Source organism: Streptomyces sp. NPDC026062 (genome assembly GCF_055568375.1).
The window spans coordinates 1-18,478 of sequence record NZ_JBVHOQ010000046.1 but is presented as its reverse complement, the minus strand read 5'-3'; the positions used below and the strand labels follow the sequence as shown (position 1 = coordinate 18,478).

Below are 18,478 nucleotides of genomic sequence, written 5' to 3'. Positions count from 1 at the left end.
GGCGAGAACCTACACACCGACTGTGGGGTCTCAAATCCCGTGGCACAGTCTCATTCGATCTTGGCACTTGATGGCACATCGGTGAGACATGCAGGTCAATAGGCTGCGGTCTCGCGGAGCAGCCGAGGAAGTGCCGCGCTCCGTGAGACCGCACCGTGTGCCACCGCCGTGAGACAGGGTGAAAGCCGCTGGTCAGCGACCCGGCCTGTGCCACGGGACGCGAGACCCTACAGACCTCCTGACGGAGCACGTCGCTTCGCCGTGCTGCCGGCACCGGGCTGTCGGCGCCGAGCGGGGGGCCGGGCCTGGGCCGCCCCGACTGCCGGCGGAAGCATCCTGGCCCAGTGGCCGGACATCGCGGCCGCCCTCCCCCCGAAGCTCGCCTCGCACGCCTTGGCGGTCGCCTTCCACGCGGAGAGCGGGCAGCTGGACCTGTGCCCGGACTCGCCCGCGTACACCACGCAGCTGCGCCTGATCGACTCCCGGATTGTCGCCGCGGCGAACGACGCGGTCGGCACCCGGGCGGTGCGCACCGTCCGCGTCCTGCCCGTGGGCGCGACGGCCCCGGCCCCCGCGAGGCGGTCGCGGCTCCGACGGCGGCGGCCGCGACCGAGACGCCGGTGAAGACCCGCGACATGGCCCGCCCGGTTTCCACCGCGCGCTCACCGCCCACCAGGCCGTCCCGCGCGGCCAGCACGTCAGCTCGGGCGTCACCGAGGCAATCGAGCGGCAGAACCAGGCGATGCGCGAGCTGAGCCGCCGCGCGTTCCCCGAGCCCGACATGGGCCCGGACGATGCGCCGGCCCCGATCGAGCAGGCCCGAGCACAGCGGCGCCGCCAGGCCGCGGTGACCGAGGCCGCCGCCCTGCGCCGGGCCCGAGCCGAACGCGGGCTGGCCGGGACACAGGCCGTCGTGCGGCAGTCACCGCCGTGGCGTACGACGGCGTGAACACGGAGATCGGCTGTGGGCCTACTCCCCCTGGTGGGACGATCCGCCCGACCGTCCCACCACGTACGCGAGGACCGGTCGTGCCGTATCCAGCCAGGCCCGATGGGTTTGTGCCATTCGTCGGCAACCCGCCTCCAACATCACCGACGCCCCGCTACACAAGAGGCCGGGATGGCGTGCTGCCGTTCCCTGGTGATGGCCGATCGTTGGGGGAGGTCTGGGCGGTTGCTGACCATCAATGTGGCCGTGCTGCTCGCAGTCGTTGTCTTCTTCCGGCTGCGGCGCCGTACGCAGGCCCGCAGCCGGAATGAGGAGAGGACCACGGCCGTCATCATCCTGGCGCTGGGTGGCTTTGCGCATCTCTAGGAACAGCAGATGTGGATGGAACTGGGAGGCGGTTGGCGATCTCCCGTCCCGTGGATATCGATGGGAAATGACGGCACTGTCTGCGGTGGAGACTGCCGACCGGCGCGGTCCAGGAGAGCCCGGCCCTTTGGCGAGAGTTGTCGGCCGCTGGGGAAACGGCGTGACAAGGCGATGCCTGCTGCGGAAGACTCGCGTCGTGCGAGATCGTGTAGATGCCTCCTCTGGCCTGGTGCTGCGGAGGTGGAAGGCCGAGGACGCCGGGGCGGTGATGACCGCGTTCGCGGATCCGCTCATGCGTGGCCAGTCCAGCGAGCCGGTTGATTCTGTCCAGGCTGCCGAACAGTGGATATCGGCTCGTGGTGACCAGTGGGCTACGGATTCTGCCTATTCCTTCGCCGCCGTCGATGGCGGTGGTCTCGTCCTGGGCCAGGTGTCTGTCGGCCAGGTGGACCGGCGTCATGCCACTGGGTGGGTGTCCTACTGGACGACGCCGGCGGCTCGTGGCCGGGGAATAGGTTCCCGTGCCTGTCGTGCTGTGGCCCGCTGGGCTTTCGACGATGCGGAACTCTTCCGACTGGAGCTTGGGCACCGGTTGAACAATCCCGCCTCGTGCGGAGTGGCTCGCGCTGCTGGCTTCGCGGTGGAAGGAAAGCAACGACAGAAGCTCGAATACGACGGTGTCCGCTTCGACGTGGAACTTCATGCCCGCCTGGTAACGGATCCGGAGCCCGTGTCGTTGTGAGGCCGGCTCTCGCCCGTGGCACCTGTTTGGTGGGGGCGAGAGGGAGACGGTGCCGGACGGCCCGCCGCCCGTAAGGACCGATGGGCCGTCGGGCGAACGTCTGTATCAGCTGACCTTGGCGGGTTCTTCGGTCCGTGCGCGGGTACTGGCGAGGCGGTAGGAGTCTGTGCCGGTTTCGATGATGGTGCCGTTGAAGGTGAGGCGGTCGACAATGGCCGCGCAGTCCTCAAGACCCGGTTGTGGTCTTGAGGACCGACGTCACGCACAGGCCCGAATTAACCAACAGCGTCCGGCCAAGCGGCCCGGGCCCGGGCTCTCCAGCGCCTCGCCACCGAACGCGCTGGCCTCACCGTGACCGGTCTCCGAAGCCGGCCGCCGCGTCACCGTCGAGGCCATGTCTCCCCGCCTCCACCAGTCCCTGTCACACTGAGTCCGGCCTCGGCGCCGCCCCGTCGGCGAGGCCCACCCCGTGGGAGGTCACCATGCAGTGCGGAAACTGTGGCGCCGGCGCCACCCAGGGCCCTGATGGGTCCTGGACCTGCAACAACCAATGCGGCTGGTCGTCCGGCGTAACCCCCACCACCCCGGAAATCACCACGACCCGCTGCAACGGCTGCGACGCCGAAGTGCACGGCCTCGATGGCCGCTACGCCTGCGGGCTGTGCGGATGGTCCAACCCCTGGAGCGAAGGTCACCGCCCTCTCCCCGGCTACGAGGACGAGGGCACCGGTCCGGCTCCGAACATTCTCCGCTGACACAAAGTCCGCCAGCGCCCCTCACGGCTCGCCCGCCTGCGGGCAGGAGCCCGTCCGCGGCAGCTTGCCCCACGATTGTTTTCCCGCTGCCGCACGCCATGCGGGTCTGGCCGACCCCGCCGTCACGCAATCCGCCGACCACGGCGTCAACGATTTCCTGCTGGTACGGGCGCAGGGCGCGCGGGCTCACGCTGTTTCCTTGCCGGAACGGGCACCCTGATCCTTGCGGCGCGGCGCAGCAGCCTGGGCGGTCTTCACCGCGCTGGCCCTGTAGCGGGCCTGCGGGCGGCCACTGTCCGGGTGGTCGACCATGTCGTGGCGGTCGACACTCCACCGCGACAGTGTCTTGCGGGCCGTGCCCTTCGCGGAATCGCCCTTGAAGCCGAGCTCGTCCGCGACCCGGTCGATCGTCCACAACTCGTTCGCCTCGACGATCGTGTCCAGGTCAACGTCGGCGACGATCGTCTTGATGTCGGGACGGCCGCTGTCGTTCAGGTCGTACCCGTCAAAGTCGGCGTCTTCGGCGTAGTACGGGCCGTGGAACTCGTCCCCGGTCAGGAACACTCCGTCGGGGAGTGCGGCATTGATCGCGGTGATGTAGTCGTCCTTGATGGCGTCGAGGTCGTACTCGTCGGCGTAGTCGCCGACCGCGGCCTGGACGGTGTGACCGATGGTGAGCTCGTTCGTGTGCTTCAGCCAGCTGCCGTAGGTGGTGGTGACGGCCATGATGGGCTCCTTGAGGTCTGAGGGGTGCTGAGGAAGAGGGCGGTTCAGAGGGCGGCGACGGCGGTGCGGACACCGGCGAAGATGCGGGCCGCGAGGTTGACCTGGGCACGCTCGCCGTCGAGGTAGCGGACGTCGTAGGCGTCGGCGCCGCTGTGCTCGACGTACAGGGAGTTGTCGTCAACGTCGAAGTACACCTTGTCGACCGCGCCGAGGAGGCCGTATGCCCGGCCGTTCGCGATACCGCGTCCGTCGATGGAGACGGAGGAGACGTTCCCCGTGTTGTAGCGGGTGACCTCGATGCCGGCGTACTCGGCCCAGTTGTTGAGGTAGATGCGGTGGTAGTTGCCGCGGATCCATTCGTTGCCACCGATGGCCATGATGTGAGCGGCAGTGAGGACGATCTTCTTGGCTTTGCGTGCGGCGCGGCGGGCGCCGATGTTGATGCGGCGGGTGAGGGAATTGGTGTCGATGACCCACCGGCCGGCGACCTTGGTGGCGGCGATGATGCCGCGGCGGGCCCAGTCGCGAATCGTGGCGACGGTGACCTTGGCGGTCTGTGCGGCGGTGGTGGTGTTCATCGGGTTCCCCTGTTCTCTTGGCGATGACCCCACTATGACTCACGTGAGTCATAGTGGGCAAGGGGTGTCACCCAGAAGAGTGAAGACCAACGAGAAAATCCAGCTCAAGACACCAACCGACGACCGACGTGCCGCACCCCTACCCGCCCGCCAGCCCCGTCTCCGGCCGACACACCTCACACGCCTCGATGTCCGGCTCCTGCAGCGCGATCAACGCCTCCTCGCGGTTGATCAGCCCGTGATCCCCCGCCGACAGGGTGCAGCCCCCGCGGTGCAGCATCGCGGGACGCCCCGCACGCTCCGGCTGAATCTTCCACGCCATCTCCGCCCGCGCCCGCTCCTGGCGCCGTCGCTCCTGCTGCTCCCTGACCTCGAGTTCCCGGATCCGGTTCTCCGTCTGCCTCAGCTGCCAACGCAGCCACTCGGCCAGGATCCTGTTCTTCTCCAGGTCGGCCACCCGGGACGGGTCGTCGGACACGGCTACGCCCCGGCCTCTGCCGGATCGTGGGTGCGCAGCAGCGCGGACCGGGCCTTGACGACATCGTTGGCGAGAGTGGACCAGAACGGATGGCCGAACACCACGGTCGACAGCTCCAGCACCCGGGCCCGATACCCGGCGATCCGCTCAGCCTGCTCCGGCGTGTAGCCGGGGCTGTCCGGCTTCTCGGAGATGTAGTTGCTGTGCAGCTGCTTGCTTGCCTCCCACCCGGGCATTGGCTCGGCCGACCACGGCAGGGTGCGGGCGTACTTCTCGCACTCTGCGCGCGCATGATGGAGGGCCGCCTGGGCGTCGAGGAGGTCTTGGGGGAACGGGAAGGATTTCACCACGCACCAATGCTACGTCTGTTCGAATATTGGATGCGAATGGCGCGCCAGCACCACCCCCGCCGTCACCCACCCGAACGCCTCCGGCCGGCGCGGCACGCTCACCCGCATGCGATAGCCCCACCCCGGGCGCACTCTGGAGGCATGAGCGCGCCCATCGTCATCCACCGGCCCTCTCCAACCGGCGGCCGGCGCGTCACTGTCCGGGGGCAGATCGCCGGGCTCGCCTACGACGACCACGACGTTGTCGAGTTTCTCCGTAGGGCCGGCCTGTCCGACCCCGGCCGTGCACGGCCTGCTGGCCACCGCCCAGGCCGGTACGGACGGCGTGAGGCCGGCCGTGATGCGGCTGTAGGCGAGCGTGGCCAGCGCCCAGTCCACCCCCAGCGGGGTGGCGGCGTGTCGGTGACTGCGGGAGTGTCTGGCGGAATGGATTTGTGCCAAATCTGGGGGGCTCGCGGGCTCCTGAGACGGGGAGCACGGCGGTGGCGCGGGGTGGCGTCCCGTCGCGCGGGCGCACCACCGCCCTGTGGAATGTGACGGTCTATCACTTTTGCCGGTTCCGGGCGACAGGTTCTGGTTGTTTTGTGACCACTTTTAGGCGGTCAGGTATCTGCTTGGTCACGGCGGATCCGGTGGGCGCCTACGCCCACCACCACTACACGTTGATACCGAGCGGGTGCTCTAGGTAGTAAGTTGCGATTCCCGGTTTTTCGGACCGGGCAGGCAAAGACCCCGGCCGTTGGTTGGTCGCCTCGCCGGGGTCTCTTGTCGCTCTTCAACGCCAGAACACAAACGAAGGGATCTCTCGTGTTCCACCGACGTCGAACCCGTCTCCCCGCACGCCCGCTTTCAGCTGCAGGGAAACTGAGCCGTGAACGTATCATCCCTGTTCCGCGCCTGGTTGAAACCTCATCCTGGGTTGTCACGGCTGTCACCGTGCGCGGCAGCATGCTCGGTGTCGCCCTATTCGGGCCGCTGATCATGATCCCGGGACTTCTTTCGCCTGACGTGCTGCCGTGCCTGGCGCTTTTGCTGACGGCCTCTCACGGATCGTCGCTGGTCCGCCAGTGGGTCCGTCTGCGCTGACCCGACCGGCCGGGTGCGGGTGCACCGCGCCCGCACCCGGCCCAGGAATCGGTCCGTCACCACACCAGCTCCGGACGGGCGGGTGCAAATACCCGCCCCAGCACCCCGAAAGAGTTCCCATGTCCATCAGTTCGCACTGGGGCCCCGAGCGGACACCCCGTTTTGGGCCGGCCATCGACGCCGAGCGCGCCGCCCTCTGCAGCGACGCGGTACGCAGCCTGGCCGCAGAGGCCGCCCAGGCCGTCGACAACTTCGTCACCCGCGCCTCCAGCCCCGAAGCGACCCCCGCCGAGCTTCTCTCCTACACCGTCGCCATCGAGCACTGCGCACAGCAGGCAAACGCGGCCCTGGTCGTCCTTCAGCGCTCTCAAGGGAAATCACTCACCGAGCTCGAGCCCTTGATGAACGTCACCGCGGACCGGCTGCGCAAGAAGTACCCGCCAAGGACTGTCGAGAAGCAGCTCGCCGCTCGCGCCAAACCCTCACGTACCGTCCCGCCTGCCGTCACAGCCTCATCCGCCCCGACCAGCCTCTCGCTGCGTCATCCCCGCCAGCGTCTGGCCTGCGCGCTCACTCTCATGTGGAAGCAGTCCGGCCTCCCCCAGCACGCGCTCGCACAGCGCATGAACATTCACCGCTCCTACATCTCCCGCATCCTCTCCGGTGTCAGGCCCGTCACCGTGAGGACCGTCCAACTGATCGCCGAACACTGTCAGGGCGACCCCGAGCTCGTCCTGCCGCTCTGGGACGTCACCGCCGACCCGCAGGACCGGCACACCGCGGACCCGGTACAGGCCCTGCGCTTGTACCTGCGCGCTCTGCACTACGCCGCCGGGTCCCCCAGCACCGACAGGCTTCTCGATTCGGCCGGCCCCACCCTCAGTGCCGCCGATCTCAAGCAGGCGTTCTGCGGCCCCGGAACCCCCAGCTGGCCGGTGGTCTGCCACCTCGCAACCGCCCTGCAGAGCCTGCCCGAAACCGTCCACCCTCTGTGGCGCAGCACCCGGCCCAGCGCTACCGGTGTCAGCAGCTACCCCGCCGACGCCTTCGGCTGACCAGAGCCGGCAGAGAGAAACGATCATGAAGCCGCCATCGCTGACCGTCCTCACCACCGCCTTCTACGCCTTCTACGACCTGCACTGCCCCGTCTATCACGCCTACGCGCAGGCCCATCTCCCGCCGGAGGAGGCGCAGGTAGCTGTCTCGCACCTTTTCAACCTCGTGGCCGACAACTGGACCAGCGTCGTCTCCGAGCGACATCCCTCCGCATGGGCCTGGAACCGGCACACCAGCACGGTCGCCCGCCGCAGCGGCCACATACCCACCGCCGTAGAAGACGCCTCCCTGCTCCACGACCAGCTCCTGCTGAACGTTGATCAGATCGCCACCGTGACAGGCACCGAACCCGCGACCGTCACCGCACTTCTCGCCGCCGCCCACCGGGATGCCCGCAGCGGGAGGGCACGCCCGCGGCCGTGGACAGCTAAGGCCGGACCATTGATGCCGACGGGACCAGGGTGGCGCAGAACGCTCTGCCTCCGGGCGGCAGCGCTCTGACCTGCTACTGATTATCAGTCCTGCCGATTAGGCTCCCGTCGTGGCGAAACCGAGACAGGACATCAGGTGTCGTCTGCCGCGAGAATGTCAGCCGTTCTGCCATGGGAACCTCGAACCGGACCGGCCACAACTCGGCCAGCGTGCCCCGCTGCCGCGCACCCGCCGCGGAGACGTACTCGACCTCGAAGTCTTCCGCGGACCTTGGAACTTCCAACGCTCTGCCACCCCGGCCTCCGGTACGACGCCGTCCAGACGCTACGAACGTAGAACCGCAGTACCCGCAGTACCCAGAGAAGACTGAGACACCCCACAACTTGCCCGGACATGACCGAGACACCCACTCACATGCCCGGAGATCTCCGAGACTGCCCGGACATCACAGAGACAGTGTCGTCTGCCACGAGAACGTCAGTGGTCCTGCCATCAGGAGTGTCAGTCGGGTTGTCGGCGGAACGGTGATCTGGTCGAGGGTCGAGGTAGCGCAGTTGACGCGGCAAGCTGGCTGGAGTCCGAATTGGATTACGAGGCCGTCGTCGAGGGCAGCTCGCCTACTCCGTGCTCGACAAGCGCGTTGTAGACCGCCATGTAGAGGGTTCCTGCGGCATCTGCTGAGGCGTGGATGTCCAGGCGCAGGATCTGTCCGTCGCCTGGCATCAGGAAGAGCTCCACCCTGCCGTTGTCGACCTCCACCCACATGTTCAGCCACCAGATATCGGAGCCTGCCTTGGCGGCAGCGCCCTGGAGATGGCCTTCGCCCTTCTCATACTCGTCGAAGTGCTCCAGGACGTTCCGGATCGTGACCAGGTTCGGGACTGCCTTGTTGAATGCCGCCCGAGCCTTGTCCACTGGACTCTGCGCCGGGGTGCCAGTGAAGGTCCGCGAGGTGAGGTCTACGGCTCGCAGGAAGTCGCGTAGCGCGGAGACGAACAGGAGCGTGTCCGCTTCCTGTTCCAGCCCTGGGTTTGGTGTCGCAGGCGTGGCCCCGATTGGGCTGGCAAAGGGAGGGGGCTCGCTGAGCCTGCGAGCCTGGAGCTGTACGGCGGCCAGCCACCGCGCCAGATGGTCGCGGGCCTGAAGGTGAAGGTCTATTCGCTGCGGCTCGGTTGTCATGCCCGGCATCGTGTCAGCTGATTCGACGGGCGCGGTCGCCTCCCTGCGGATGCTCTCCCAGCCATCACCGCTTGACACACCTCATGGCAGAACAGCTGACATCCAGTGACAGACCCCACTGACGTTCCGATGGCAGCCGACAGACAGGACAGCAGACGACATTTATTGTTCAACTCTACTCCCGGAAGTGAATCAGATCGGGTTAAAAAAGCAGGTTAAAAATGAGGGTAAGCGGTGCTAAGGTGAGGGCACGAGAGGAGATGCAATGGCATCCGAGGAAGAGCTGTTCGCAAACATCGACGCGCTGCTGGAGGAGGAGCCGCAGCTCCCGCCCCCGGCGGAGCGCGCCCGCCTTCGTGAGGCCGCCGGCATCACCCAGGCCCGCCTCGCGACCGCGCTGAGGTCGTCCGTGCAGACGGTCAAGAACTACGAGAACGGCCGCTCCGAGCCGAAGTCGCCGCGCCTGGAGGCGTACCAGCGGCTCCTCAAGGGGTGGGCGGCGAAGTACCCCGCCCACGGAGCTCCCGCCGCCGCGCCGCAGCAGCCCGCCCCGGTGCCCGACACATTCACCGGCCCGGCCACGCCCGAGCCCGCCGACACGGCACAGGCCCCCGCCGCTCCGGCCGCGCCGGAGCGTCCCGCCCGTCCGGCCGGCCGCCCGGCGACGTCGTCCCGGCGCCCGGCGGCGAAGAAGGCCGCCGCGCCCGCGACCGACCCACGCTTCCCGCACGGCCCACTGGCCGTCCTGGACGGCGACGGCTCCGCGTACGCGGTGGGCGGCGTCGTGCTGGACTGCCCGGCGACCACCGTGCCGGAGCTGGTGGAGTGGACGCTGCGCGAGTCCGGTCTCGGTGCCGCGAAGCTCAACCGGTACGGCAAGGACTCCGACCCGCTGATCGTGCTCACCGCGGCCGCCGCCGTGAAGCTCGGGCTGCCCGAGCGCCTGGAGGGCCACGAGCAGCGCCGCTCCCTGCGCCTGCCGGAGGACCACCCGGTCGTCAAGCAGGTCGCGAAGGCCAAGTGGCAGCTCACCCAGCGCGGGTTCGGGCCGTGGGCGCGGATCTACCGCAAGGCGCAGGGCCGCGACCGGCAGTGCGTGCAGCTGGCGATCCTGTCCTGGGACGCCCTCGATGAGCGGTCCTGGCCCGGCGTCGCGGAGATGGAGCCGGCCGACATCGCCCGCGTCCTCGGCGTCTACGCGACGCGGGTCATCACCCCGCGGGGCTCCACCGCCGTCTCCGGCCTGGAGCTGATGACGGCGCTGCGCCCGCCGACCAAGGCCGTGCAGGACCCGGCCACCGGGAACTGGGTGTCCGGCTACAACGCGGGCAGCCTGGGCACGGAGCCGATGGAACCGGCGCCGCCGGAGGCCACCCCGGAACACCCCGTCGTCGTCAACAGCGGCTGGACGGGCGGGTTCCTGAATGAGGAGGCGTACCAGTGGGTGCGGTCGGTGAACACCCTCACCGACGAGGAGAGCCTGCTGCCGTTCGCGGTCGGCCTCGACCTGAACACGGCGTTCCTCGCCGCCGCGGCCCGCCTGGTCGTCGGCCTCTCCGCCCCGGACCACTTCCACGCCCCGAAGTTCAACCCGAAGATCCCCGGGAGCTGGCTGGCCGACCTCAGCCACATCGAGCTGGACCCGCGCCTGCCCTCGCCGTTCACCCCGGACGGCTCCCGGCCGACGGGAGCCGCCTGGTACCAGACCCACACCCTCGCCTACGCCCAGGAGCTCGGGCACGACGTGCACCCGATCGAGGCGTACCTGCGCCGCGAGACCGGCGCCTACCTCGACCCGTGGCACGACCGCCTCAAGAACGCCTACGTCGACACCCTCGCCGACATGGGCGTCACCAAGGACCTGGACGACCGCCAGTTCCTCGCCGCGATGGAGCAGCACAAGCAGAACGACCCGGCCCTGGCCGCCGTCCTGTCCGCCATCAAGGCCACGGTGAAGGGCGGCGTCGGCAAGCTCCGCGAGCGCCCCCAGGGCAAGCACTACAAGGAGGGCGAGACGTGGCCGGCCCTGTCCCGGCCGACGTGGCGCCCCGACATCCGGGCCGCCGTCATCAGCAAGGCCCGGGTCAACATGCACCGCAAGCTCAACAACATGGTCAAGATGACCGGGCTCTACCCGCTCGCCGTGCTCTCCGACTGCGTCGTCTACCCGAGCCCGGGTGAGAGCCCGCTCGACTTCCTCCCCTACGCCGCCTCGGGCAAGCCGCAGCCCGGCGGGTTCCGCCTCGGGCCCACGCCCGGCCTGGCAAAGCTGGAGGGCGTCCAGCCGATGCTGTGGGCGGTCGACCTGATGGAGAAGGGGCTGAACCCGGCCCGCCACATCAAGGGCGGCGACGCCGTCCTGGACGAAGGGGAGTAACCGGTGGGGGACATCGACGACGCGATCGAGCGGGCCGACCGCGAGGCGTTCACCAAGGACCCGCCCAAGACGTTGAAGGGCCAGATCGGGTTCCTGCTCAAGCAGTTCGGCAGCGCGAAGGCCGTCGCCCAAGAGCTCGGGGTCACCGCCGACTCCGTCAACCGCTACCGGCGCGGCGCCCGCAAGCACGCCCGCGCCGACGTCGCCGCGAAGATCGACGACACGGTCAAGGCCCGCTGGCAGCCGCTGGTGCGCAAGCGCCGACAGAAGCAGGCCGCCACCACGGGCGGGATCACGGTGGAGACCCGGGCCCGGTTCGGCTACCAGTCGTCCGCTGGATCGACCGACGACGGACGGTTCCGCCGCCTAACCGTCAAGCTCCCCGCCGCATACGCACAGCGCCTCTTCGACGCCCGCGAAACAGGGGCCAGCGACCAGGACATGCGTGGGATCATCGCCGAAGGGTTTAAGGAAGTGTATTTCCAGGACGGCGGAGGCCGCGCCATGGGACTCTCGGACGTCACCCTAAATGACATCGATTACCTCGATCTCGAATACTGAATAGGAGCGAAAGCGTGACTACTGAATTCCCGGCCTGAGCCGAAGCACGATAGGTGCCACCGAAGCAGGCTGGTTGTCACCAAGATCGCTGTGGGGGTCGCTCGCTTCGCCTTTCAGTGGAGAAGAATGTAAAGCAGGCAGCCGACGGCGGTGAGTACTAGCAGCGGCACCAGGAGGGCGAGGCGCGCCCTCCGCCCACTGCGCAACCCCACAGGGCCAAGAATGATGGATCCGGTGATCTCGGGGAAGCGAGGCTCGTCCCATTGATAGGTATCGTCGTCTTGGAGGGTGCCTAGACAAAGTCCGCCGGTGAGGTGGCGCTGCCAGCGGCGGCCCGCCGCATCGGTAAACACCGTAGTGACTTCGGCCAGGCGCGGCCGTTCACCTGATGCGGGCAGCTCGACCTCATGCGTGCATTCGTCTTGCAGGTCGAAGGACTCCGAGCAGTGCAGTATCGCAGGGCCCGCAGTGTGGATCACCTGCACGTCCGTGACCGGTAACGGGCCCCGATTGACGACCGATACCAGCCAGGGTTCTGGTGCACTGCCTGGGTCGTCAGCGGTAGGTCTGCGGGTGAGCCGGATCTGTACGGTTCTGGCCTGCGCCACCTCCTCCGACCTAGCGCGGCTGAGCGAATGAGCCATCTCGGCGGCTTCGTCAGCGGAGCGCCGCCGGTCCGCTTCGGCCTCCTCTCGGCGCTCCTTTGCGATCACCCGCCGGCGGTCCGCAACGGTGATCCATAGCGCCGTCAGGCTGGTGAGTAGGCCGACGATGGCAGTCGTGAGTGTGATCACCACACAAGGCTGATGGGGACTCATTGTTCTGTCCATGGCCTGACGGAGCAGTACATCTGGTGACAACAGTCATGCTTTCCGCGCTGCCGGTGACAGGCGATATGCCGACCTGGTGGCAACTACCGTGCTTCACCGCGTCAAATCCGCTGGTCAGCGGCCACCAACGGTGACAACTATCGCGCTTCGACACACGGCCTGAGCCGAAGCAAGATAGCTGTCACATAGGCAGGCTTCTTGTCACCGGCGGGACCTACTGCTGATAGGCGGCTGGTCGCGCGTGAGTGAGTGCGCTCCACCGCTCCAGTTCGTCCAAGTGGCTGCCGACTACTGTTGCCCGGGCGACCTCTTCGGCTTCCTTCGGTGTCGGCTCACCCTGGCGGGTGATCAACTTCAGCGGCCAGGCCGGAGTGCCCGGCTGTTCGCCGTCGAAGGGGTGCCAGTTCCAGGCTGCATCGAACCGCCAGGCGCGCCCGTCCCGGTCAACAACCTCATCACCCAGTTCGAGGAAGGCGTACGGACGGAAGAACAGCTCGATGCGTATGGGTTCGCCGCCGGCCGGATCGATCGTGTAGCCCTGGTCCTCGAGGGAAGGGTCGTGGGTCTCACCCTGCTGCAGGACCTCAAGGTAGGACGCGGGCCGGGGCAGCATGCCGGTGATCAGGGGCGCATCGAAGTGGTGGACTGCCTGGACGTGCACCACGGTCGCTGGGATTCCCACCAGGCAGGCATCGCCCGGCTTCAGTGCGGTCTCCGCCGGTTCCGTTCGGAAGATCTCCCACTCGCGGGCCGCGGGCGTTGGAAGCGCCCTCTGCCCGTTCCACCTGAAGTTCTCGGCCTGTGGGTCCACTTCCAACCACGGCCACCGCACGGACACGTGGTAACAGGTGACGTCGGTGACGGCGGTCTCAGTGAACTGGCACTCCAGTAACAGCACGTCACCGGGCCTGTAGTCGTGGCTCATGAACGCATTGTGCATGCCGTCACTGACAGTGGTCGATCGCCTTGGCCAGGCGCTCGGCGCGGTCTTCGAGCAGTGGCTTGAGGGCTTCGTAGTAGGGCTGGTGGTCAGTTGTGCGGAGCCAGTGGAAGACGTTGTGTCGCTCCCGGGTCCAGACGGCGCGCAGTGCGGGGTCGGGGGCGATGTGTGGCGGGCAGGGTGCGAAATCGGGCTCGCCTTCGGTGACGCGGGTCCAGATGTAGGCGCTGACGGCCAGGCGCCGGCGGTCGTCTCTGAGGGGCTTTCGGCGGCTGGTGAGGTCCGGGAGCTGGGTGAGCATGTGCTGCCAGTTCTCGGGTTCCAGCGTCCAGGTGGCGAGGGCCTCGCGGCGGTGTTGGTAGTCGATGGCGGGGCCTGCGAGGAGCTTGGCGGTGATGGCGTCGAGGGCTTGTTCGAAGTCGCGGACCGTGCCGCTGGTGCGGAGGTGACGGTTCAGCAGCTGCGTGTAGCCGAGCCTCTTGCTCTCGGGGTTGATCCCGAGGAAGTGGGCGGCTTCGTCGAGGGCTCCGCCGCGTGCGCGCCGGACAAGGAAGACCGAGGCTGTGCGTCGGCGCATCTTGGGGGTGATGTCCGAGAAGAAGCTGAGGTGGCGTTCGGCGAGGGCTTGGGGCAAGCAGGCGGGAACGTGTTCGGGCCGCAGGCTGGCACCGGTGGAGGGGAGGCGGAGTCCGCCTTTGCCGGTGCGGCGGAAGGTGGGAACGATTGTGTCGGCGGCGAGCTGGAAGCGCTCGGAGCATGCACTGCGCTGCTTCTTGAAGTTCTTGTCCCAGATCAGGTGCCGTGTGGGCGGGATTCCGCTGCGGGTCCGGTTCTCCTCGGGCGCGAGCGGGGAGAGCGCTTCGCGCAGGTCGGCGGCGGTCAGGAGGCGATCGGTGACCTGGAGGAGGCCGGCGCAGGCGAGGGCGTCGACGGGGGCCGCGGCGGAGCGGTATGGACGGGAGTCGACTCCGTCGTGGATGGCGAGGTGCCGGTCGACGGCCGCGGCGAGTGGGCGGGTGGTGCCGACCGGCTGGATGCGCGGCCAGCAGATCGTGACGAGTCCGGCGAGCAGGATGAGTTCGGTGAAGTACTGCTGTGCTTGCCGTTTGGTTCGGCCGGGGCCGAGCAGGCCGAGGATCTTGCGCTGGAGCTCGAGCAGGGCGGGTCCGGGCTGATGGTGCCGTGGGTCGTGCGCGAGTGGTGCCCCGCAGGGGGCGCCGGGCCGGCTGGTCGGGACGTCCTGGGTCGTGGAGGACCGGCAGTGGGCGGGGTGGACCCCAGTGGCGGCGGGACGGGGGACCAGCTGTATTGGTCCTCGTTCGCTCGGCGGACAGCGGCCACGGCGTGATCGGCGGCCAGGTGCTCAACAACCCAGGCCTGCCGGGGCCACGCCGACCTCCGCCGTCCGTGCGCCGGGCCGACCGCCGCTCAGGTCGACGGCGGCGTGGCGCCGGGCAGCTCGCCAGCGAACTCCCACCACTGCTCGATGGTCCACACCGCGACACTGGAGCGGTCAGTGGACATCCGCAGCCACACCTCCTCGCCGCCGGGCATGAGCGCCACCTCCAGGTGCGCCGCCTCCCACGTGCCCACCGGGTACATCCACTCCAGGCCGTCGTTCGGCCAGGTCCGCATCGCCACCGTGCGCACGCTCAGCGCCGCGGCGAAGGCGTCCAGCGCCGCCTTGGGTATCCGCACCTCCGCCGGCTCCCGCTCGATCCCCGCCACCGAGCCCCCTCCGCCTCGTGCGGCGGGCCCGCGCCCGCCGTCGCGGATCAGCGTGACAGACGCGCCCCGAGCCCGGTGCCACGCTGTGAGGCTAGGAGACTCACAGGCCGTTTTCCCAGGTGGGCGGGGTGATCTGTGAGGCTGTGAGCCTGTGAGGTGGAGCTCGCGCCTGTGCTCCCGTACGCCCTGGTGGTGCCCGCCGGCGCGGAGGACGATGGAGTCGTGGGCGAGGACAACGAGGACCAGGAGCACGGCGTCGAACCGGCGCGGCCGCCGCTGACCGTGGCCCGCGCCCGGGAGATGACGGCCGGGCTGCGCGAGGCGATGGACGACGTCCGGCGCTCCGTGGCGGTGCTCGCCGCCCGGGTCCGCGCCGCGCACGCCGCCCGCGTCTGGCTTCCCCTGGGTCACGGCAGCTGGGAGTCGTACTGCCGGGTGGAGTTCGGCATCAGCCGCGCGCAGGCGTACCGGCTCCTCGATGTCGCCCGCGCGCTCGCCGCGATCCACGACGCGGTCGCCGCCGGTCCCGAGACGTCCCGCACGCGAGACAGCGACCCGGGCGCCGCGGCCGCGCTCGACTACGGCCTGTCCCAACGGGCCCTGATCGCCGTCTCCGGCCGCAGCGGCGACGTCGCGGAGATCATCACCCGCCGCCTCTCCACCCTCGCCCACAGCGGCCTCCAGGCCCTCGATGACCCCACGGTGCGCGCCGTGGTCCGCCAGGCCGTGCGCGACGTCCGCACCGCGCCGCCCCCGGCGCCCGTCGAACCGCCGGCGGACCCGGCTGTCGCCGCGCTGCGCGCCGTCGTCGACGACCTGGCCGCCTGCTCGCACCAGCTCGGGGAGCTGATGCTCGAAGTCGCCCCCGCGTACCTGTCCGACACCGAGGCCGCCGACGTCCTGGCGCTCCTGTGCGACGAGATCGGGGAGACGGTGGAGAACGGACTCGCTGCCCGCCGCTACGCCCTGACCGGTGACCGCCGGGCCCTGGCCGGGACGGTTCTGTAGTCGCTGCTGCTCGTGGTCCTGGTCGTCCTCGTGGTCTGTTGCCCGGTCGGTTCCGGGTGCAGCGCAGCATTTGTATGGGCCGGGCGGGACAAGGGTGCTGCTCGTACAGCAGGCCGGCGCGCTCGCGCAGTGGCGGCCCTGCTGCTGTAGCGACTCGATGGCAGCAGCGGCGGATCGGCGAGCCGCGGCTTATTCCAGAAATCTGGAACGGTCCGGTTCACCTGGTGCTACCGGCTCGGGGGCGGCCCCGGCCGGGAACGACGACGGCGCCCTCCCGGTGGGGTGGGCGCCGTGGCGGTGGCGAGGCAGGAGCTGCGGATTATCCGGCCAGTCGCAGTGAGGGCTGGACATCCTCGAGGGGAGCATCTTCACCACCGTCGGGATCCGGGTCGAAGTCGGTGCCGGTGCGGCCGTCACGTACGCGGGGCGGGCGGATGTCACCGACCGGGAAGTTGATGGGCCACACGTGGGTGTCCGGGGCATTGAGGTGGTTGGTCATGTGGGCGAGGGACTCGTAGCCGGCCAGCAGCGGGTGGATGAGCAGCGTGCCCTTGCGCTGGCGTTCGCTGATGATGCCCTTGTCGCGCAGCTGGCTGATGGCTCTGGAGACGGCGGACTGAGACAGCCCGAGGCGCTCCGCGATCTCCTGCTGACGAATGTGGACCAGGCCGCCGGGCTCCTGGCGCGCGGTGAGCACGTCGAAGATGTCCCGGGCGGTGGCCGACAGGCAGGCGTTGGGGAGGACCTCGAACAGCTGCGGGTTGTGGAATCCAGGGATCGTGCTGCTCATCGCGAGGTCTCCTTCTTCCCGACCTTCGGAATCTCGATCTGGTGCTCCAGCAGTACCTTCTGCAGCGACACGACCAGCTCCCGGTGGTGGTCACTGCCCCACCCGTAAGCGTAGAGCGGATTCAGTCGGTACAGCCCGCGCTTCTCCTTCCACGTGAAGTTGTGGCGGGAGAGCTCCCCGATGGCCTTGCTGACCTTGGTCTGCGAGCAGCAGAAGTGCTCGCCCAGCTTCGCCTGGGTCGTCTTCACCAGGGCCTGCCGGTCGTGGTGCGTGACCAGGTAGTCCAGCACGTCCCGGGCCACCGTGGTGAGCCGGAACTTCCACAGGTTCGCCTGCAACACGTCCGAGACGCTGGAGTGGTTCGTCCCGTAGAAGGCGTAGGGCCGGCGCTTGCGGTCGTAGGTGAACGTCCCGCCCTTGGACAGCTCCTTGAACTTGTTGAGCAGGGCGGCAGCCGATTCGAGGCCGTTGACGTCGTCCCGCTCCGGGGCCGGGACGGGAGCCAGCGGCGGCGTCCGCAACGGCGCCGGTGCACTGCTTCTCAAGCGCTGAGCCACTGACTTCCCTCCATGACCATTGAGGCGCATAACATACCTCATGAGTGATGTTATGCGCGAGATCCATTCACCTTCGGCGCGTCCCTAGCCAGGGACGATCTAGTCGGCTAGGCCGCATACATCTCGGGCTCCGCGACCACGATCTATGCGTGCGGGGGAATAGAACTTTCGCGTTTCAGCAGGTCACGGTTCCGCGCCTATCTGATCTTTAGAGGCCCACCCCCTACGGCCCGCACCGCGCCCCTCCAACCGCTCCATGCAGCGGCGAGGATGCGGCCGGGCGGGGGATGCCGCGGATCCATCCGCCGGCAGCCCGCCAGCTGCTGCACCTCGGTGCCCGGACGGGGCTGAGGCGGCTTCGCGTGCGGCTCTGTGGGCCGGGTATGGACCGTAGGCGGCACCAGCGGAGCTGCGTCTCGGGTTGTACCGGCCGTGACGCTCAAAAGCATGGAGGCGTGGCCGGTGCCGGTGGTGGGTTCCGCCGTGCGGCCTGGCGGCCGAACGGCTCGCGTACCTCCGCGCGCCGAATTCCGGCATTCCCATATCGGGCTTCCGTTCTGTGGCTAGGCTATTTATGGCCACGTAATTTGAATTCGTGCGGTGAGTTTATGGGCCGGGATCAGGGGTGGTGTGGCTGGAGTCCAAACGCTACACAGCGACTGCCTCTGATGCATCACTCTGGTAACGCGTTCCCCCTCCAGGGTGATGCGTGACGTAAACAGTCCCGCCGTAGCGGGTTGCCGTGTATGCTGGCGGGGTATTGGTGAACGTGAGCGGCCGGTTTCGAGGGCGGGGGAGGGGTTCGGGTGGAGCGCAGCGGAGCCCGTCACTGCGGTAGGGCCGGCCCCCGATCGGGCCAACGGACCGTCACTCTCGTTGCCGGGGTGGTGGGTGGAAACCCCAAGCCCTACACAGTCCCGCGCGTGATGCACCCCCCGTCGTAGCCAGCCCCGGTGATCGCGCTTGCGCGGTCACCCCCAATTCGCGCAA

The 18,478-nt window shown here is 68.6% G+C and carries 21 protein-coding genes and 1 pseudogene; 10 read left to right on the top strand and 12 right to left on the bottom strand.

Going from position 1 to position 18,478, the window contains the following annotated elements:
• The first annotated feature begins 261 nt into the window (after window positions 1-261).
• The 4 genes from ACZ4LX_RS31650 (at window position 262) to ACZ4LX_RS31635 (ending at window position 2,057) form a co-directional block, all read left to right on the top strand.
• On the top strand, window positions 262-624 hold the full coding sequence (locus ACZ4LX_RS31650; RefSeq protein ID WP_467650328.1) for a DciA family protein: 363 nt from the start codon (window positions 262-264) through the stop codon (window positions 622-624).
• Window positions 625-742: 118 nt separating this feature from the next.
• Window positions 743-949, top strand: coding sequence for a hypothetical protein (locus ACZ4LX_RS31645; RefSeq protein WP_467650329.1), 207 nt, complete (start codon window positions 743-745; stop codon window positions 947-949).
• 225 nt (window positions 950-1,174) lie between these two features.
• Window positions 1,175-1,315 carry a hypothetical protein gene (locus ACZ4LX_RS31640; protein ID WP_467650349.1) on the top strand — a complete coding sequence of 47 codons (141 nt, stop codon included), beginning with the start codon at window positions 1,175-1,177 and terminating at the stop codon, window positions 1,313-1,315.
• A gap of 196 nt (window positions 1,316-1,511) precedes the next feature.
• The gene (locus ACZ4LX_RS31635; RefSeq protein ID WP_467650330.1) at window positions 1,512-2,057 is read left to right on the top strand and encodes a GNAT family N-acetyltransferase; all 546 of its coding nucleotides are present in this window, start codon (window positions 1,512-1,514) and stop codon (window positions 2,055-2,057) included.
• A gap of 105 nt (window positions 2,058-2,162) precedes the next feature.
• Here the strand turns inward: ACZ4LX_RS31635 and ACZ4LX_RS31630 are convergent.
• The 5 genes and pseudogenes from ACZ4LX_RS31630 to ACZ4LX_RS31610 form a co-directional block, all read right to left on the bottom strand.
• Window positions 2,163-2,279 (bottom strand): annotated as a pseudogene (locus ACZ4LX_RS31630) (IS21-like element helper ATPase IstB); the annotation flags it as partial.
• A 719-nt stretch (window positions 2,280-2,998) separates the two neighbouring features.
• A complete protein-coding gene (locus tag ACZ4LX_RS31625) occupies window positions 2,999-3,538 on the bottom strand; it encodes a hypothetical protein (RefSeq protein WP_467650331.1) in 540 nt (179 codons plus the stop codon).
• 44 nt (window positions 3,539-3,582) lie between these two features.
• Window positions 3,583-4,116, bottom strand: coding sequence for a helix-turn-helix domain-containing protein (locus ACZ4LX_RS31620; protein ID WP_467650332.1), 534 nt, complete (start codon window positions 4,114-4,116; stop codon window positions 3,583-3,585).
• 139 nt (window positions 4,117-4,255) lie between these two features.
• Window positions 4,256-4,594 carry a DUF6233 domain-containing protein gene (locus ACZ4LX_RS31615; protein WP_467650333.1) on the bottom strand — a complete coding sequence of 113 codons (339 nt, stop codon included), beginning with the start codon at window positions 4,592-4,594 and terminating at the stop codon, window positions 4,256-4,258.
• Between the two features lie 2 nt (window positions 4,595-4,596).
• Window positions 4,597-4,944 (bottom strand): hypothetical protein, encoded by a 348-nt coding sequence (locus ACZ4LX_RS31610; protein ID WP_467650334.1) that lies wholly within the window; start codon window positions 4,942-4,944, stop codon window positions 4,597-4,599.
• A gap of 1,205 nt (window positions 4,945-6,149) precedes the next feature.
• On the opposite strand from ACZ4LX_RS31610, the gene ACZ4LX_RS31605 reads away from it, so the two are divergent.
• Window positions 6,150-7,085 (top strand): helix-turn-helix domain-containing protein, encoded by a 936-nt coding sequence (locus ACZ4LX_RS31605; protein ID WP_467650335.1) that lies wholly within the window; start codon window positions 6,150-6,152, stop codon window positions 7,083-7,085.
• A 25-nt stretch (window positions 7,086-7,110) separates the two neighbouring features.
• Window positions 7,111-7,587 carry a hypothetical protein gene (locus tag ACZ4LX_RS31600; protein ID WP_467650336.1) on the top strand — a complete coding sequence of 159 codons (477 nt, stop codon included), beginning with the start codon at window positions 7,111-7,113 and terminating at the stop codon, window positions 7,585-7,587.
• 519 nt (window positions 7,588-8,106) lie between these two features.
• Here the strand turns inward: ACZ4LX_RS31600 and ACZ4LX_RS31595 are convergent.
• Window positions 8,107-8,697 carry a hypothetical protein gene (locus ACZ4LX_RS31595; RefSeq protein WP_467650337.1) on the bottom strand — a complete coding sequence of 197 codons (591 nt, stop codon included), beginning with the start codon at window positions 8,695-8,697 and terminating at the stop codon, window positions 8,107-8,109.
• Window positions 8,698-8,962: 265 nt separating this feature from the next.
• On the opposite strand from ACZ4LX_RS31595, the gene tap reads away from it, so the two are divergent.
• On the top strand, window positions 8,963-11,074 hold the full coding sequence (tap, locus tag ACZ4LX_RS31590; RefSeq protein WP_467650338.1) for a telomere-associated protein Tap: 2,112 nt from the start codon (window positions 8,963-8,965) through the stop codon (window positions 11,072-11,074).
• Between the two features lie 3 nt (window positions 11,075-11,077).
• On the top strand, window positions 11,078-11,635 hold the full coding sequence (tpg, locus tag ACZ4LX_RS31585; RefSeq protein WP_467650339.1) for a telomere-protecting terminal protein Tpg: 558 nt from the start codon (window positions 11,078-11,080) through the stop codon (window positions 11,633-11,635).
• A 113-nt stretch (window positions 11,636-11,748) separates the two neighbouring features.
• Here tpg and ACZ4LX_RS31580 read toward each other — a convergent pair whose 3' ends face one another.
• The 3 genes from ACZ4LX_RS31580 to ACZ4LX_RS31570 form a co-directional block, all read right to left on the bottom strand.
• A complete protein-coding gene (locus ACZ4LX_RS31580) occupies window positions 11,749-12,429 on the bottom strand; it encodes a hypothetical protein (protein WP_467650340.1) in 681 nt (226 codons plus the stop codon).
• Window positions 12,430-12,679: 250 nt separating this feature from the next.
• Window positions 12,680-13,390 (bottom strand): hypothetical protein, encoded by a 711-nt coding sequence (locus ACZ4LX_RS31575; protein WP_467650341.1) that lies wholly within the window; start codon window positions 13,388-13,390, stop codon window positions 12,680-12,682.
• Between the two features lie 19 nt (window positions 13,391-13,409).
• The gene (locus tag ACZ4LX_RS31570; RefSeq protein WP_467650342.1) at window positions 13,410-13,982 is read right to left on the bottom strand and encodes a hypothetical protein; all 573 of its coding nucleotides are present in this window, start codon (window positions 13,980-13,982) and stop codon (window positions 13,410-13,412) included.
• A gap of 30 nt (window positions 13,983-14,012) precedes the next feature.
• Between ACZ4LX_RS31570 and ACZ4LX_RS31565 the strand changes: the two genes are divergently transcribed.
• Entirely contained in the window at window positions 14,013-14,753 is a 741-nt protein-coding gene (locus ACZ4LX_RS31565; RefSeq protein WP_467650343.1) for a hypothetical protein, read from the top strand.
• Between the two features lie 80 nt (window positions 14,754-14,833).
• Here the strand turns inward: ACZ4LX_RS31565 and ACZ4LX_RS31560 are convergent, their stop codons facing one another.
• Window positions 14,834-15,133 (bottom strand): hypothetical protein, encoded by a 300-nt coding sequence (locus ACZ4LX_RS31560; RefSeq protein WP_467650344.1) that lies wholly within the window; start codon window positions 15,131-15,133, stop codon window positions 14,834-14,836.
• A gap of 156 nt (window positions 15,134-15,289) precedes the next feature.
• On the opposite strand from ACZ4LX_RS31560, the gene ACZ4LX_RS31555 reads away from it, so the two are divergent.
• Window positions 15,290-16,141, top strand: coding sequence for a hypothetical protein (locus ACZ4LX_RS31555; protein WP_467650345.1), 852 nt, complete (start codon window positions 15,290-15,292; stop codon window positions 16,139-16,141).
• Window positions 16,142-16,460: 319 nt separating this feature from the next.
• On the opposite strand, the gene ACZ4LX_RS31550 is transcribed toward ACZ4LX_RS31555, so the two are convergent.
• Window positions 16,461-16,931 carry a helix-turn-helix transcriptional regulator gene (locus ACZ4LX_RS31550; RefSeq protein ID WP_467650346.1) on the bottom strand — a complete coding sequence of 157 codons (471 nt, stop codon included), beginning with the start codon at window positions 16,929-16,931 and terminating at the stop codon, window positions 16,461-16,463.
• Entirely contained in the window at window positions 16,928-17,488 is a 561-nt protein-coding gene (locus ACZ4LX_RS31545) for a hypothetical protein (protein ID WP_467650347.1), read from the bottom strand. Before ACZ4LX_RS31545 ends, ACZ4LX_RS31550 begins: the two co-directional genes overlap by 4 nt.
• Window positions 17,489-18,478: the final 990 nt, after the last annotated feature.